The organism is [Eubacterium] eligens ATCC 27750, from assembly GCF_000146185.1.
Classification (GTDB): Bacteria; Bacillota; Clostridia; order Lachnospirales; family Lachnospiraceae; genus Lachnospira; species Lachnospira eligens.
In genome coordinates, this window is sequence record NC_012778.1 from 1,300,436 (window position 1) to 1,316,551 (window position 16,116).

At 37.3% G+C, this 16,116-nt stretch carries 12 protein-coding genes; 2 read left to right on the forward strand and 10 right to left on the reverse strand.

The window, feature by feature from the left end:
* Nucleotides 1-24: 24 nt before the first annotated feature.
* Nucleotides 25-1,284, reverse strand: coding sequence for a peptidoglycan-binding protein (locus tag EUBELI_RS06140; RefSeq protein WP_012739498.1), 1,260 nt, complete (start codon nt 1,282-1,284; stop codon nt 25-27).
* Between the two features lie 98 nt (nt 1,285-1,382).
* On the opposite strand from EUBELI_RS06140, the gene EUBELI_RS06145 reads away from it, so the two are divergent.
* Entirely contained in the window at nt 1,383-2,297 is a 915-nt protein-coding gene (locus EUBELI_RS06145; RefSeq protein WP_041688632.1) for an N-acetylmuramoyl-L-alanine amidase, read from the forward strand.
* A 60-nt stretch (nt 2,298-2,357) separates the two neighbouring features.
* Here the strand turns inward: EUBELI_RS06145 and EUBELI_RS06150 are convergent, their stop codons facing one another.
* The 8 genes from EUBELI_RS06150 to EUBELI_RS06185 all read right to left on the reverse strand — a co-directional run bounded on the left by EUBELI_RS06150 (nt 2,358) and on the right by EUBELI_RS06185 (nt 12,968).
* Nucleotides 2,358-3,923: a flotillin family protein gene (locus EUBELI_RS06150; RefSeq protein ID WP_012739500.1), complete on the reverse strand. Its 1,566-nt coding sequence runs from the start codon at nt 3,921-3,923 to the stop codon at nt 2,358-2,360.
* A gap of 38 nt (nt 3,924-3,961) precedes the next feature.
* Nucleotides 3,962-5,662 (reverse strand): zinc ribbon domain-containing protein, encoded by a 1,701-nt coding sequence (locus EUBELI_RS06155; protein WP_012739501.1) that lies wholly within the window; start codon nt 5,660-5,662, stop codon nt 3,962-3,964.
* Between the two features lie 120 nt (nt 5,663-5,782).
* Nucleotides 5,783-6,271, reverse strand: a complete 489-nt coding sequence (locus tag EUBELI_RS06160; protein ID WP_012739502.1) for a dihydrofolate reductase — start codon at nt 6,269-6,271, stop codon at nt 5,783-5,785.
* 2 nt (nt 6,272-6,273) lie between these two features.
* The gene (gene hflX / locus EUBELI_RS06165) at nt 6,274-7,515 is read right to left on the reverse strand and encodes a GTPase HflX (protein WP_012739503.1); all 1,242 of its coding nucleotides are present in this window, start codon (nt 7,513-7,515) and stop codon (nt 6,274-6,276) included.
* A 14-nt stretch (nt 7,516-7,529) separates the two neighbouring features.
* Nucleotides 7,530-9,257 carry a phosphoenolpyruvate--protein phosphotransferase gene (gene ptsP, locus EUBELI_RS06170; RefSeq protein ID WP_012739504.1) on the reverse strand — a complete coding sequence of 576 codons (1,728 nt, stop codon included), beginning with the start codon at nt 9,255-9,257 and terminating at the stop codon, nt 7,530-7,532.
* A 15-nt stretch (nt 9,258-9,272) separates the two neighbouring features.
* Nucleotides 9,273-11,084 carry a glycerophosphodiester phosphodiesterase family protein gene (locus EUBELI_RS06175; protein ID WP_012739505.1) on the reverse strand — a complete coding sequence of 604 codons (1,812 nt, stop codon included), beginning with the start codon at nt 11,082-11,084 and terminating at the stop codon, nt 9,273-9,275.
* A gap of 37 nt (nt 11,085-11,121) precedes the next feature.
* A complete protein-coding gene (locus EUBELI_RS06180; protein ID WP_118010133.1) occupies nt 11,122-11,715 on the reverse strand; it encodes a putative ABC transporter permease in 594 nt (197 codons plus the stop codon).
* A 44-nt stretch (nt 11,716-11,759) separates the two neighbouring features.
* Nucleotides 11,760-12,968 (reverse strand): NADP-dependent isocitrate dehydrogenase, encoded by a 1,209-nt coding sequence (locus EUBELI_RS06185; protein WP_012739507.1) that lies wholly within the window; start codon nt 12,966-12,968, stop codon nt 11,760-11,762.
* A 181-nt stretch (nt 12,969-13,149) separates the two neighbouring features.
* On the opposite strand from EUBELI_RS06185, the gene asnB reads away from it, so the two are divergent.
* Entirely contained in the window at nt 13,150-14,994 is a 1,845-nt protein-coding gene (gene asnB, locus EUBELI_RS06190; RefSeq protein WP_012739508.1) for an asparagine synthase (glutamine-hydrolyzing), read from the forward strand.
* 80 nt (nt 14,995-15,074) lie between these two features.
* Here the strand turns inward: asnB and trpD are convergent, their stop codons facing one another.
* Nucleotides 15,075-16,082: an anthranilate phosphoribosyltransferase gene (gene trpD / locus EUBELI_RS06195; RefSeq protein WP_012739509.1), complete on the reverse strand. Its 1,008-nt coding sequence runs from the start codon at nt 16,080-16,082 to the stop codon at nt 15,075-15,077.
* Nucleotides 16,083-16,116: the final 34 nt, after the last annotated feature.

Genomic DNA, 16,116 nt, shown 5'->3' on the forward strand with positions numbered 1-16,116 from the left:
GCCTTACATACCTCATTAACATTCTTATAATTCCGCCAATCCGGCAAGTGCAACATATTTTTCTGATACTGTAAACCATGTAGGGAAATCTGTTATTCCTGACTGTGGCAGATTGAATATCCGCTGGAACTCCTTAACCGCTGCTGCCGTCTGCTCACCATATATTCCATCAGTACTTAGGACCGGAATAGAATTATAATACTCCCCTATAAGATTAAGCTGTTCCTGAAGCTGTCTTACCTTCTGCCCTGATGAACCTATATCAAGATTAGTTCCCGGCCATGAATAAGGAATTCCGCTTATCTGTTCTGCCGCATTAATATACACATCCTGACCATAATAATATCTTAATATATCAATAGATGAATAATTCTGATCTCCCAGATACTTGCTTCCCCACTGTGAAAGCCTGTTAGGACATGTCACTCTCTTTCCATCACAATACTGTGTAAGTATTGGCTGCTTTACATTAGGTCTTGATATGTAATTGTCAAATATATCATCTACTACCTGTGATATACTTTCGAACACATTTCTTCCATTAACCCATTTCTGGTCATATGCAGTTGATGAAGTTATTGTAAAATCATAAAATTTGTTTCTGTACCATTCTGTATATACCCGGTTTAATGTAAATGACATAATAGCAAGCACATTTGCCTCAATTGTCTGCCTCGGCCATGTTGAATATATCTCAGAACTTGCTACATTCTTAATATAATCCTTATAAGTAACATAATAATTATCTGCCTCAGTATCTTTAGGCGGTCCGTCATGTACAACTACAATTTCAGGAACAACAACTCTGTCAAGCACAATTTCACCCGACTGTCCCATAGGCTTAATCTCTTCTTCATCAATCTTAGGTGGGTAATCTCCATATAATGTGTTAACAGGTATGACTATATTATTCTGTGAATTATCCCTTGCAGACATCTTTACATTCTGAATGCTTAGCTCCCCCGAAAACATATCACTGCCTGATATATTTACATTATCAAATCCTGGCGCACTTACAGCTATGTCATACTCTGAAAATGGCTGCCTGTTCCCCGGTTCCATGCTATATTCAATTGGAGGCGTTCTTAAGTCGTTAAATATACTTATCCCGTCTCCGTCTGTACCACTTTCTCCTATTATATTATCAGGATTTCCTGTATACGACAGTCTTACAGCCGCTCCTTTAATTGGCACATTTTCTTCATTGACAACACTTACCTTCAATCGGCCTTTATCAATATTATTTTCTGGCACTTCAAATGTATGTACATATCCAACGTTCATAATCTGTCCTCTTTCTCATCTTAAGATAAATATATGTGACAGGTACGCTTATTATGTCTTTTGCATACAATAATATGATTAATGTTATCGGAGATATTATGGCTCAATATAAGATAGCTGTAGATGCCGGACACGGCGGTAGCGACTATGGTGCAACATATAATGGCAGAGCTGAGAAAGATGACAACTTAAAGCTTGCTCTTGCCGTAGGTGATATATTAGAAAAAAATGGTATTGACGTTGTGTACACCCGTACTACTGATGAATATGAGACACCTTTTAAAAAAGCGACTGATGCCAATGATGCTAAGGCTGATTATTTTGTTTCAATCCACAGAAATTCATCCCCTACGCCTAACCAGTACACAGGCGTGGAAACTCTTGTTTACAATAATTCCGGTATTAAATCACAGATGGCTGCCAATATCAATTCTGAGCTGGAAAAGGCTGGCTTTAAAAATCTTGGAATTACCGAACGTCCTAACCTTGTTGTACTTAAACGGACAAAAATGCCTGCCGTACTTGTAGAAGCCAGCTTTATTAACAACGATAAAGATAATGAAACATTTGATAAGAACTTTAACCAGATTGCAAATGGAATCGCAGATGGTATTCTTAAGACCCTTGGAATTAAACCAAAGACAAATAATACTACTGCACAGGCTGCTTCAGGTGAAGTCCCATCAGTGAAATCAGATTCTGCCAAATCCGCTGAAATCATGCCTGCAGCATGCGAAAAAAAGCCTGCACCTCCTGCTAAACCAGCATGTAACTGTGATGATGACCTCTCTCCTGAGCCACTTTATCGTGTTCAGGTTGGTGCCTACCGCAATAAAAATAATGCAGACCGCATGCTTAATTCCCTGCTTATTGAAGGATTCCCAGCTTTTATCATATATGAGAATGACTATTATAAAGTTCAGGTTGGTGCTTTCAGACAGCTTTCAAACGCCATTAAAATGGAGCAGAAGCTGCGTAAATTCCGATACAACACCTACATTGTATACTCATAATTATAAAATCGGCACCAGACTGAATATTTTCAATCTGGTGCCTGATTTTAACTATAGCAATTAGTTTTCTTCTGAATTTGGAACTAAATTCTTCACTTCTGCTTCTTCACTTGCAGCAGCGCTCATTCCTTCCGGAAATCCAGTAAAATTCACGTTCTTAGTAGTCTTTGCATCATATGTATTAGCTTTCATGACTTCTGTAAGGTCAAAGCCTGTAGTCTCTTTGATACTCTCTATAGTCTTTGCAAGTACTGATGGCACATTACCGCTGAATGTTCCCACACCATTCTCCCCAGAACCACCGTCAATAATTGTAACCTTATCAATGCTTTCAAGTGGTTTAGCTATTGCCTCAGCCATCTCTGGAAGAACTTTAATAATCATCTCTGTCATTGCTGCTTTACCATATTTCGCCATAGCTTCTGCTTTCTTCTCCATAGCTTCCGCCTCAGCAAGACCTTTGGCCTTAATACTTTCAGCATCAGCCATACCTTTTGCTTTAATGGCCTCAGCTTCAGCAATTCCCTGTGCCTTTACCGCTTCGGCTTCCTGTTCTTTTGCGAATCTGTCAGCCTCTGCCTGTGCTTTCTTAGCTTCTGCCTGCTTCTGTATTTCAAACTGCTTTGCTTCTGCTTCCTTCTGTCTCTGATAAAGCTGTGCATCAGCCTTCTGCTGTGTAGCGTATTTCTCTGCTTCTGCCTGTTTACGGATATCAGCATCAAGTGTCTTTTCCTTAACAGCAATCTCTTTTTCTCTTAATTCAATTTCCTTCTCCTGCTTTGCTATATTAGCATTTGCAGTTGTAATTTCGATTGTTTTTCTCTGTTCCTGCTGTTGAATTTCATATGCAGCATCCGCCTCAGCCTTCTTGACATCAGCAGTTTTCTTTAATTCCTGCTTTTTAATTTCGAGTTCATTATTTCTTTCTGCAATTGCTGTCTCTGCTTCAATTCTTGCATCATTAGCCTGCTTGGTTGCATTAGCCTTTGCAACAGCTATATCTCTTTCAGACTCAGCTCTTGATATCTGTGCCGACTTGCTGATACTTACAACCCTGTCAATACCAAGATTTTCAATAACATTACCCTCATCAGTAACATTCTGGACATTAAAGCTCACAATTTCAAGACCCATTCTTGCCATATCCGGTGCAGCATTCTCCTGTACCTTCTCAGCAAACATTTTTCTGTCCTGAACAATATCTTCAAGTCTCATCTGTCCTATAATTTCACGGACATTACCTTCTAACACATCCCCTACAGAATTTCTAATATAATCTTCATTCTTATTTAGGAAATTGCTGGCTGCTTTTTCAAGCATTTCTGTTGTTGAACCAACCTTAATCTTAACGGCTGAATCAATATTAACATTAATATACTCATTAGTAGGAACTGATTCCTTAGTCTTTACATCTACTGAAATCATTTTAAGTTCCAGTCTGTCAACTCTCTGTAAAAATGGTATTCTTAATGCTGATTTACCAATTACAAACTTTGGATGTTTTCTAAGACCTGAAACAATCAATGCCCTGTCTGTTGGTGCTTTAATATAACTTGCAAATATAAATATAATCAGCAAAACTATTATAATACCTATAACAATTGCTATTTCCATATTATCCCCCATATTATCTTAGTGAATCATTTTATTATTTCATTAGTAATTTAATTACCTGACAATGCTACTGAAAATAACTGCTTATAAAGATCATCGCTTATTATCTTTTTGAATACAGCAGAATTCTTGACAAACTCTGTCACAAGTGCTGTCTGCTGTGCAGATGTCATCTTGTCTACATTCACAGGCTTAGGAAAACTTGATGAAGAATACTTCATTGAGCTGAACTCTTTCTGTGAATAGTCTCCTGTAATCTTCATATTAGCTTTAACATCTTCTGTATTCATATCAATAGACATTTCATTAATATTCACATTACTTCCCGATAATGAACAATCCAGCTTCATCTTCATGTATTCATTTCCATTTTTTGCATCAACAATTACAGATGATCTATTATCTGAATTATGTATTGTGAATTTAGTATTAAAGTTATCAGCAGCTGCTTCAATAACAACATAATCAGAAATATTATCTTTTCCTACAAAAGAAATTGCTATTTCTCCATTTGAATATTCATCAATATCAGATACATCGACTGAAACTCTTACTATTTTATCATCCTTATTAACATACATTGAAAAAGTTACAGGATCCATTCCCTGAATTGATGAAGCAATTTCTTTCTTAAGGCTGTCCTGTGTTACACCAGCAATAGTAAGCATTGACATATATGCTGATGTTGCTGAATCTGCGTATAAAGCATCAATTGCAGTATCAACACCGACCTTAATGGCATTTTCTGTAACTGTTACACTATATTCTGTAACTTCGATATCACCATTATCTGACTTATATGTAAGGCTTTCATTCTGACCGTACTGACATTCATCTGCAAATGCATCAATTCCCTTAGCTAATGCTCTGGCTGCTGCCTTTGCCGGCTCTTTATACTGTGAAAGATTACCTGAATTTAATGCTGACAGATAACCTGATATATCACTCATATCAAATGGGTAACCAAATGAAGAATCTATATCTGTATCATTAACAATCTGATTCACTGACATACTGAATGTCTCTGTAAATAATTCAGGAATCTTAAAGTACACTGTAGAACCATCTGTATAGAATGAAACTGTAAGTAACTCTGCATTACCATTCTGAAGCTTTAAATCTCCTGCAGCCTTCTGCATCGAAGTATCTGCCTGAATATCATACTTAACTGAATCAGCTTTGACATACTTGCTATATGACTCACCATTAACAGTCATGTTATCAAACTTAAATGTTCCGGAAAACTCTGTTTTGTCTGATATTGAACCAGCACCTAAATTATTAAACAAATTATCCACAGAATCTTCCAGTGATGCCCCTACATTTTTAATTGCAGTTACAGCATTCTTTGTAGGTGATAATTCTTTCTTCAGCTTAGGAAGTACAACTATAACAACTGCTGTTATTATAGCTACAAGCACAACTAATATTGCAACAACCAATGGCCATTTCTTCTTTTTCTTCTTAGGCTGTGGCTGCATAGGAGGTGCTTCCTGATATCTTGGTACATCTACATTCACTGGTGGAACTGCCCCTGACTGTGGCTGTGTTCCGAACTGTGGCTGTACCGTCTCATTAAACTGTGGCTGTGTTCCGAACTGCTGCTGTGCAACCGGCTCACTCTGTACCGTCTGTGGAGCCGGTTCGTTCTGTACAGGTGTTTCCTGTACTGGCTGTGGATTTAAAGGATTTCCACACTTTGGACAAAATTTTGCTGTCCCTGCATTATATCCGCATTTTGTGCAAAACATAACATTTCTCCCCTCTCTTGTTTTATAATTATAGTATCAAATAAAATGTATATTTTCAATGAAAAAAATATGCCACAAACTGCTCTTTCATATCCGTTTCTGCACGATTCAAAACATAATTTACATTTTACAGTACTTTTTAAATTCGTAGCACAAATCAAAGTATGTGTGTTCCTCACTCATCTGTGTAACTTTCCATTCTGGCATCTTATCCAGATTAGGAAAATGTGCATCTGCATCATACTTATAATCAACACTCGTTATGTGTGCCACATCGCAATATGGAAGAAACTGTTCAAATACAGATTCTCCACCGATTACATATATATCCTCTGACTTATATGATGCAACCTTTTCAAGTGCCTCTTCTACTGAATGCACTACAACAGCTCCATCCTTCTTATATGACAAATCACTAGTAAGCACTACATTATATCTGTCTATAAGAGCTGTTCTGTCCGTAATCTGCTCATATGTCTTTCTTCCCATTATTGCAGCTTTTCCAGCTGTTTCCATTCGGAAAAGCTTAATATCTTCCGGAATATTAACAAGAAGATGTCCCTGTTTTCCTATTGACCAGTTCTTATCTACTGTTGCTATCAGATTCATAATTACAACTTCCCTTCTATCTCCTTAGGAACATAGGCAAGCACCTTAATTCCGTCTTCTGTGTACTCTTCACTTTCAAGCTGTCCGAACTGTCTTATAAGCTGTATCTTACCTGCTTCGCTGTAAGAAAATACTCTTTCAATTCTTATTCTGCTCTTAAGAATAATTTCCTGTAAGCACTCTTTAAATGCTTCAAGGCCATTGCCTCTTACGGCAGATATATTGTATGTGTAGTCTGCATGCAAATCCTTAGCTGCCGGCTTCTCCGGTAAAACATCACATTTATTAAACAATGTAACAACAGGCTTTCCTTCAACACCTAACTGCTTAAGTGTTGCATATACTGTTGACATCTGCTGTTCATAGTCTGGGTTGGATACATCAACAACATGCACTATAATGTCTGCATACTTTGCCTCTTCAAGAGTACTCTTGAATGCTTCAATAAGATTATGTGGAAGCTTTCTTATAAATCCGACTGTATCAGTAAGCAACACTTTCTCTCCATTAGGAAGTTCCATACTTCTTGTTGTAGGGTCAAGTGTTGCAAAAAGCTTGTCCTCCGACAGCACACCCGCATCAGTAAGCTTGTTAAGAAGTGTTGATTTGCCGGCATTAGTATATCCAACTATAGCCGCAACAGATGTTGATGTCTTAGCTCTTTTGCTTCTCTGGACATCTCTGTGTTCCTTCATATCCTTAAGGTCTGCTGAGAGCTTTGATATTCTGTCCCTTATAAGTCGTCTGTCTGTCTCAATCTTTTTCTCACCGGGACCTCTTGTTCCTATTCCGCCACCAAGTCTTGACATTGATGTTCCGAAACCCGCAAGTCTTATTGAACGGTACTTTAACTGTGCCATCTCAACCTGAATCTTACCTTCACTTGATGTAGCTCTTGCCGCAAATATGTCAAGAATAACCATTGTTCTATCCATTACCTTGATTCCAAGCTCATCCTCAAGATTCTTAAACTGGGCAGGACTTAATTCGTCATCACATATAATTCCCGTAGCATCAAGCTCATCAATCATAAGTCTTAATTCTTCAATCTTACCTTTGCCAATATATGTTGCAGGGTGAAAGTTATCTCTTGTCTGAATCATTCTTCCAACTGTCTGCGCGCCTGCTGTCTTAGCAAGCTCTCCAAGCTCATCAAGAGAGCGTTCTGTATCATCATCTGTATCAAATGCTACTCCAACCAGAATAACTCTCTCGATAATCTCATCTGTCTCATAAACTGCCATATATATATTTCCTTTTACTTTTTATTTCTTTCTGATATATAGTCACTAAGATAGTCTGTTACTTCTTTCTCAGTTACCATTGACATAACCTTATCTGTTACAAGTCCGGCTTCTTTAATTGACCAGTCTGCAATTGTCTTTCTCGTCTCTAATACCTTTCCTGTTGATACTGAAAATTCATCCAGACCAAATGATAAAAGTATCGGAGCCATTAAAGCATTTGCAGCTGCCTCACCACACATTCCGGCTTCAATACCTGCATTATGGGCACATTCTATTATCCTTCTTATAAGCCTTAATACTGCCGGATTAAATGCAGAATACAGATATGCCACATTTTCATTGCATCTGTCTACTGCAATAGTATACTGTGTAAGGTCATTAGTACCAATTGAAAAGAAATCAGCCTCCTTTGCTAATGTATCTGCCATAACAGCAGCTGCCGGAGTTTCAATCATAATGCCTGTCTGGATATTCTTATCATAATTAATTCCGTTACGGTCAAGGTCGCTGCATATCTTCTTAATCAGCTCTTTCACCTGTCTTACTTCATTAACTGATGTAATCATAGGTATCATAATTCTTATACAGCCATATGCACTTGCCCTTAGAATTGCACGAAGCTGTGTTGTAAATATATCAACTCTGTCAAGGCAGAATCTTATTGCACGGTATCCTAAAAATGGATTAGCCTCTTTGGTAAGTCCCATATAAGGAATATCCTTATCTCCACCAATATCAAGTGTTCTTATTGTAAGTGGCATGCCTTTTGTCAGTACTGCTGCCTTCTTATATTCCTCAAACTGTTCCTCCTCTGTCGGCAGCGCATTCTTATTAAGAAAGAGAAACTCTGTCCTGAAAAGTCCCACGCCTTCAGCTCCGTCCTTAACTGCCTTGGCTGCTTCATCAGCTCCACCAATATTGGCAGCAAGCATAACCTTCTTTCCATCAGCTGTCTCTGTGCTTTTATTAATAAAGGTCTTTAATTCCTCAATATGTTCTTCATATTTTTTCTTTTTCTTCTCATATATAGAAAGTGTACGCGGTGTCGGATTAATAAAAACTTCTCCATAAGCTCCATCTATTATTATAAAATCTCCATCTTTTACTTTCTGAAGTATTCCCTTCACACTAAGTACTGCCGGAATCTCAAGTGCTCTTGCAAGAATTGAAGCATGCGCCGTATCGCCACCCTTTTCAGCTATAATACCTGCAACATGTGCTATGTCCATAGAAGCTGTCATCGATGGCTTAATCTCATCTGCAACAATAACAGTATTATCCGGAAGATTAGTAAGGTCAAATGCTTTCGTTCCCTGCAATATCTGTATCATTCTTTCTCTCATATCCTGAATATCAGTAACACGCTGCTGCATATCAGGATTATCCATTGAAGAAAACAATTGAATCAGCTTATTACACACATCATCAAAAGCTGCTTCTGCACATATATGACTATTATCAATTGCAGCAACAACTTCATTCTCTGTTGTTATATCTCTTGCAAGATATATCTGATTCTTAAGCACCAGTGCATCCTTGTCAGACTCACCAAGTTTTTTCTCCAGTTCAGACAATAATTCTTCCGTCTGCTCTATAAATGTTTTTCTGGCCTCAAAGAATCTTTTCTTCTCTTCTTCGGCATTATAATGCGTTCCCCTGTTTACAACAGCACTGGCATTATAAACAATAAGAACATGTCCTATGCCAATTCCTCTTGAAGTTCCTATTCCTCTTTCCATACATATGCCCCCATTCTACTGATTAAACACATACCTTATCATGTTAACAATAGTTTCCGATGTATCTCTCGAATATATTGTCTCCCTTGCAAGCACCGGATTGTCAGTAATGATCCCATCTACGCCTTTGTTAGTCAGATTCTTGATTGACTCTTTATTATTTACTGTCCAAGCATAAACACGCTTACCTGAATTATGAATTGCATCTATAGTTCTCTTTGATAAAAATGCAGCATTTATACTAAAGAAATCTATATTCTTCATATCATAAAAATCTCCATATGCTGCTGATAAAATATATCCAACCTTAATATTTTCATTGTATGATTTAACTGCCTGCAATGCAGAATTACTGAAAGATGTTATAACACAATCATTAACCATATTATATTTCTCTATAAGTCTTACTGTATTCTTTGCAAGAAGTTCACCATTATCTGAAGGTTTCAGCTCAATGTTCAGTTTAATCTTACCCTGAGTAAATTCAAGTACCTCTTTTAACAGCGGAACATTTTCGCCTTTATACTCATCCGAAAACCACGAACCGGCATCAAGACTTTTAACTTCCCTATAAGTCATTTCAACTATATTTGCATCAATGCCGGTAGTTCTGTAAGCATTTGAATCATGCATTACAATTACCTCTCCACTTCCTGTCAGCTGTACATCCAGTTCAATGTAATCCGCCATGTCATCAATTGCTTTCTCAAAGGCAGCCATAGTATTCTCTGGCGCTTCTTTTGATGCTCCTCTGTGTGCCATAACCTTAGTTTCATGGAATATAGCAACATTTTCAAAAGGATTATTATTAAATGACATTAACAGATAGCATGAATCTGCAATAACTGCTGACGCAATAATAACACTATATATTATCTTTCTTCGTCTTGCAGGACCTTCCTGTATATCTGTGAACTCAAATGTAATATCGTCTACATCAGTATATTTGTAATACATATGTGAAATAGCCGAAAAAGACAGTGGTATTGCTACACATACAAGAATACATTTTATAATTAGTCTTTCTGTCCTTAATGCAGACAGAAATATAGCATTTCCAAGATATGCCATATTAAGAATCTTAACACCTGCAACAAGAAATACTGATATAAGCACATAAGTTATTCCAATAATTGCAAGCATAACCAGATTATACACAACAAGTGCTGATATTGTTCCCATTGGATGCTTCTTAACCATACGGGCACTTTTCTTATATGCTTCCCTAAATCCCAGTCCTTCCATCATGCATATATTCATTGCATATATTCCAGGAATTACAATTGCGTATATAATGACAAACACAAATATAACTTCAGCTTTAATATACCAGTGATTCCTAATGATATACATTTTAATTAAGTTAGTATTAGTCTCACTGTATAAGACATTAAACCATACAGTTACATTGGAAGCCAGAATTGATATGAAGTAAAATATACTCAGACCTACATGCCTTGGCTTAAAAACATTTTTAAAAACCTTATAAGAATTATAAAATATATCAACAACAGATGCATTACATGATGTTCTCTTTGTCTCGAAACAGACTGAAAGATATGTCATCTCATAAGTGCAATAGAATACAAATATACCCACAGCAAGAAAAATTGCAAATATGACTACAGGGTGTGTCATTGCTCTCTGAATATATTCATTAGTAAGATAGTTCACTCCTGCTATCTTCATAAGAAAATTAATTGCAAATAAAACAATAGGGAATATAACAGCAAAAGCAACAAGCTTGTATGCCAGTTCAAATGTCCATACATGCCTGCTGCTGTCAATTAAAAGACTAAAATTGTTTCGTAACTTTTTAAAAATCATATAATTATCCCCGAATCAATTGTCAATAAGATGCTGATTATCTGTGAAACATCTTAATAAACTTTCTCATCTCCGCTCTGATATCCATATTCTGCATATTAAGACTTTCCGAAAAACTCTGCATAAAATCCGCAGTATATGAAAAGACAAGAATCATTGCCATAACACTGGCAATCCTGTAATCGATTGAGAATACAAAACGCTCCACAAATTTATTCAAAAATCCGAATATAAATACGGCAACAAACCCCCAGGCAAGTGTTGACTGTAAGCATATGATGCCTTTGTAATTAAACTTAAGATGATCATAATTCCACCACACTTCACCAAACAGTTTTAACATAACCTGTGCTGTAAGGTACTCAAATGCTGTAGCACATATACATCCAAAAATATATAGTGCAATATAATTATGCTCTATTGGCTTAAAAATATTAAAAGCAATCAGTGTTCCGAAACCATATATTACACAGAACGGCAGCTTGGCAAAGCCTCTGTTTTCCCAGTAACCAAGCTGCTTTCTGATAACCACACATTCCATACACCATCCAAGAAAGCTGTATATAAAAAACCATATAACCAGCTGGCTTATATTCATGCTTCTAAATGTTATACCCATTATATGTGACATAATGTCCCCCTCCATCATCAAATGGAAAATCCAGAACCCATTAATTAAAGAAGTTCCTCAAGAGTCTTTCTTATTGCACTGATGAAATCCTGTGTATTAAGTGTTACAGGATTCTCCATTGTTGTAATAAGTGCAAGATCCTTTGTCATCTTTCCATCTTCAATAGTTTTAATACATGCACGCTCAAGAGTATCAGCAAATTTTCCAAGCTCAGGAATGTTATCCAACTCTCCTCTTTTTCTTAAAGCGCCTGTCCATGCGAATATAGTAGCGATAGGGTTAGTAGATGTTTCTTCACCCTTAAGATGCTTATAATAATGTCTCTGTACTGTTCCGTGTGCAGCTTCATACTCATAGTATCCATTAGGTGATACAAGAACAGAAGTCATCATTGAAAGTGAACCAAATGCTGTGGCTACCATATCACTCATAACATCTCCATCATAGTTCTTACAAGCCCAGATATATCCACCCTCTGAACGGATAACTCTTGCTACTGCATCATCTATAAGTGTATAGAAATATGTTATGCCAGATTCCTCGAACTTAGTCTTATACTCAGCATCGAATATTTCCTGGAATATGTCCTTAAATGTATGGTCATACTTTTTAGAGATTGTATCCTTAGTTGCAAACCAGAGATCCTGCTTTGTCTCAAGCGCAAAATTAAAGCAGCTTCTTGCAAAGCTCTCAATAGAATCATTGAGGTTGTGCATTCCCTGTAGAACTCCTGCACCCTTGAAGTTATGAATAAGCTCTCTTGTCTCCTCACCAGCCTCGTTAGTAAATACAAGCTCTGCCTTACCAGCCTCAGAAACCTTCATCTCAGATGCCTTATATACATCACCATATGCATGTCTTGCAATTGTGATAGGCTTCTTCCATGTCTTAACATATGGCTCAATACCCTTAACGATAATAGGAGCTCTGAATACTGTACCATCAAGCATGGCTCTTATTGTTCCGTTAGGACTCTTATACATCTCTTTGAGATTATATTCTGTCATTCTTGCCGCATTAGGTGTAATTGTTGCACACTTTACTGCAACACCATACTTCTTAGTAGCTTCTGCTGAATCTATAGTTACCTGATCATTAGTCTCATTTCTATGTACAAGACCCAAATCATAGTATTCTGTGTTAAGGTCAATAAAAGGAGTGAGCAGCTCGTCCTTGATAAGCTTCCACAATACTCTTGTCATCTCATCTCCGTCCATCTCTACAAGTGGAGTTGTCATCTTAATTTTGTCCATAATATAAAGAACCTCTCTTTCTTTTCTTACCTGATTAATTATTATAATTTATTTCAAATGTTTTGTAAACAGAAACTGACTTGTATTAGCCTGATTACTTTGTTATAATTCATAAGTAAATTTTACATACTACATTTAACAATGCACTGATTGTGCAGACACAATATGGAGGTACAGATACATGTGTGGATTCGCTGGTTTTACCGGCTACTTAGCTGACGGTGATGCTGTTCTTGAACGCATGATGAATAAGATTATTCACAGAGGACCTGACAGCGCAGGTAAATACATTGATGATAAAGCGTACATGGGCTTTAGAAGACTTTCTATCATTGATCTTGATAACGGAAGCCAGCCTATGTTTAACGAGAATAAGAAGATAGTAATAACATTTAACGGTGAGATATATAACTATCAGGATTTAAGAAAAGACCTTATTGAGAAAGGTCACGTATTTGCTAACAATTCAGATACTGAAGTTCTCATTCACTCATACGAGGAGTATGGCAAGGACATGCTTAACAAGCTTCGTGGAATGTTTGCATTCGTAATCTGGGACAGCGAGAAAGAAACTCTTTTCGGAGCAAGAGACTTCTTCGGAATTAAGCCTTTCTACTACACAGTTGCAGACGGCAACATGATATATGGTTCAGAAATTAAAAGTATCTTAGAGCATCCTGCTTATAAGAAAGAGGTTAATCCTGTTGCACTTGAGAATTATCTCACATTCCAGTACTCAGTACTTGATGAAACATTCTTCAAAGGAATATTCAAGTTGATGCCTGGTCACTTCTTTACATTCCACAAGGGTGAGCTTAACATTGAAAGATATTGGGAGCCTACATTTGATGCTGATGAGAGCAAGTCTTTAGATGAATTTGTTGATGAAATCGACGATGTTATGCATGATTCAGTTGAACACCATAAGATTAGTGATGTTGAGGTTGGTTCATTCCTCTCAAGTGGTGTTGATTCAAGCTATGTTGCTGCTACATTTAACGGTGACAAAACATTTACTGTTGGATTTGATTATGAAAAATACAACGAGATTGACTATGCCAAAGCTTTATCTGACAAAATTAAAATTGACAACTATTCAAAGCTTGTTTCAAGTGAAGAATACTGGGCTGCAATTCCTAAAATCCAGTATCATATGGACGAGCCTTTAGCTGACCCTGCTGCGATTGCACTTTACTTTGTAAGCCAGACAGCAGCCAAGCATGTAAAGGTTGCCATGTCAGGTGAAGGTGCTGACGAGTTTTTTGGTGGATATAACATTTACAGAGAACCTCTCGATCTTGCAGAATTCCAGAAGCTCCCTAAAGGCTTAAGAAAAGGACTTGCCGGCATTGCCAATGCTATTCCATTCAAGTTCAAGGGAAAAAGCTTCTTAAACAGAGCAAGCAAGACAGTTGAAGAAAGATTCATCGGTAACGCTTTCATGTTCAATGAAAAAGAACGTGCCAGGATATTAAAGAATCCTACCGGCAAGTATGACCACAAGCAACTTACAAAGCCTTTCTATGATAAGGTTGCTGATAAGGATGATGTTACTAAGATGCAGTATATTGATATCAATTTCTGGCTGATAGGCGATATCTTACTTAAGGCTGATAAGATGAGTATGGCTCACTCTCTTGAGGTAAGAGTTCCATTCCTTGATAAGGAAGTGTTCAATGTTGCCCGTACTATTCCAACTAAGTACAAGGTTAACAAGAGTAATACCAAGTATGCCATGAGACAGGCTGCCCACAGACATCTTCCAGACATGGTTGCTGAGAAAAAGAAGCTTGGATTCCCTGTTCCTATCAGAATCTGGCTCAAGGATGAGAAATATTACAATATGATTAAAAAGGCTTTCACAAGTGAAGCTGCTGAGAAATATTTTAACACTGATGAGATTGTTAAATATCTTGATGAACACAAAGAAGGAAAGGCCGATAATTCGCGTAAGATATGGACAATTTACATGTTCCTTGTATGGTATGAAGATTTCTTCGGCAACGGAGTTAAAGAAGCCGCTTAATTTTTTATAATTATAATAACAATTAACCCCTGCCGCTAATGCGACAGGGGTTTTGTTATACCTAACACATATTCTGTTAATTACTTATTAGTCTCTTCTATAAATCTTTCAAGCTGCTTCTTAGCTGCTCCGCTCTTAATAATCTCTCTTGCTTTCTCAATACCTTCCTTCATTGTAATACCATCTGAAGCAAGATATATGGCAGCTCCGGCATTAAGAAGTACCACATCTGTCTTAGGTCCTTCTGCACCTTCAAGAATATCTCTTGCAATCCTGGCATTAACTGCCGGCTCACCACCAGCAAGATCTTCCTTCTTGCATCTTGTAAATCCAAAATCCTCCGGCTTTATAGTATATGATTTGAACTCATCACCTTTGAACTCGCATACCTTTGTATCAGCACTTAAAGATATCTCATCTATGCTGTCCATTCCGTATATTGTCATAGCTCTTTTGCAGCCTAAATTATGTAATACATGTGCAAGCGGCTCAACAAGCTCCTCACTATATACACCAAAAAGCTGCATAGATGCCCCTGCCGGATTGGCCAGAGGTCCAAGTATATTGAATAATGTACGGATTCCAATTTCCTTTCTCACACCTCCAACAAATCTCATAGCCGGATGATATTTCTGTGCAAAAAGAAAACATATATTAATATCCTTAAGAATCTGTGCCATCCTTGCAGGAGCTGCATCTATCTTAACGCCAAGAGCCTCTAAACAGTCTGCTGTACCACATTTGCTTGAAGCTGCTCTGTTACCATGCTTAGCAACCGGTATTCCAGCTGCTGATACTATGATAGAAGCTAAGGTTGATATATTGATTGAATTAGAACCATCTCCACCTGTTCCAACGATTTCAAGAACATCCATATCATTTAAGAACTTCTCACAGTGTGCTCTTAAAACTCTTGCTGCTGCTGTAATCTCGTCAATAGTCTCTCCCTTTGCTGCCAGAGCTGTAAGAAATGCTGCCTTCTGTGCATCAGTGGCTTCTCCTGTCATAATCTCTTCCATTACATCATTCATCTGCCCAGCAGTTAAATCTTCTTTCTTAACCAGCTTTGCAATAGCTTCTTTAATCATATTACCTTAGCCTCCCATAAACATATCTAAATGA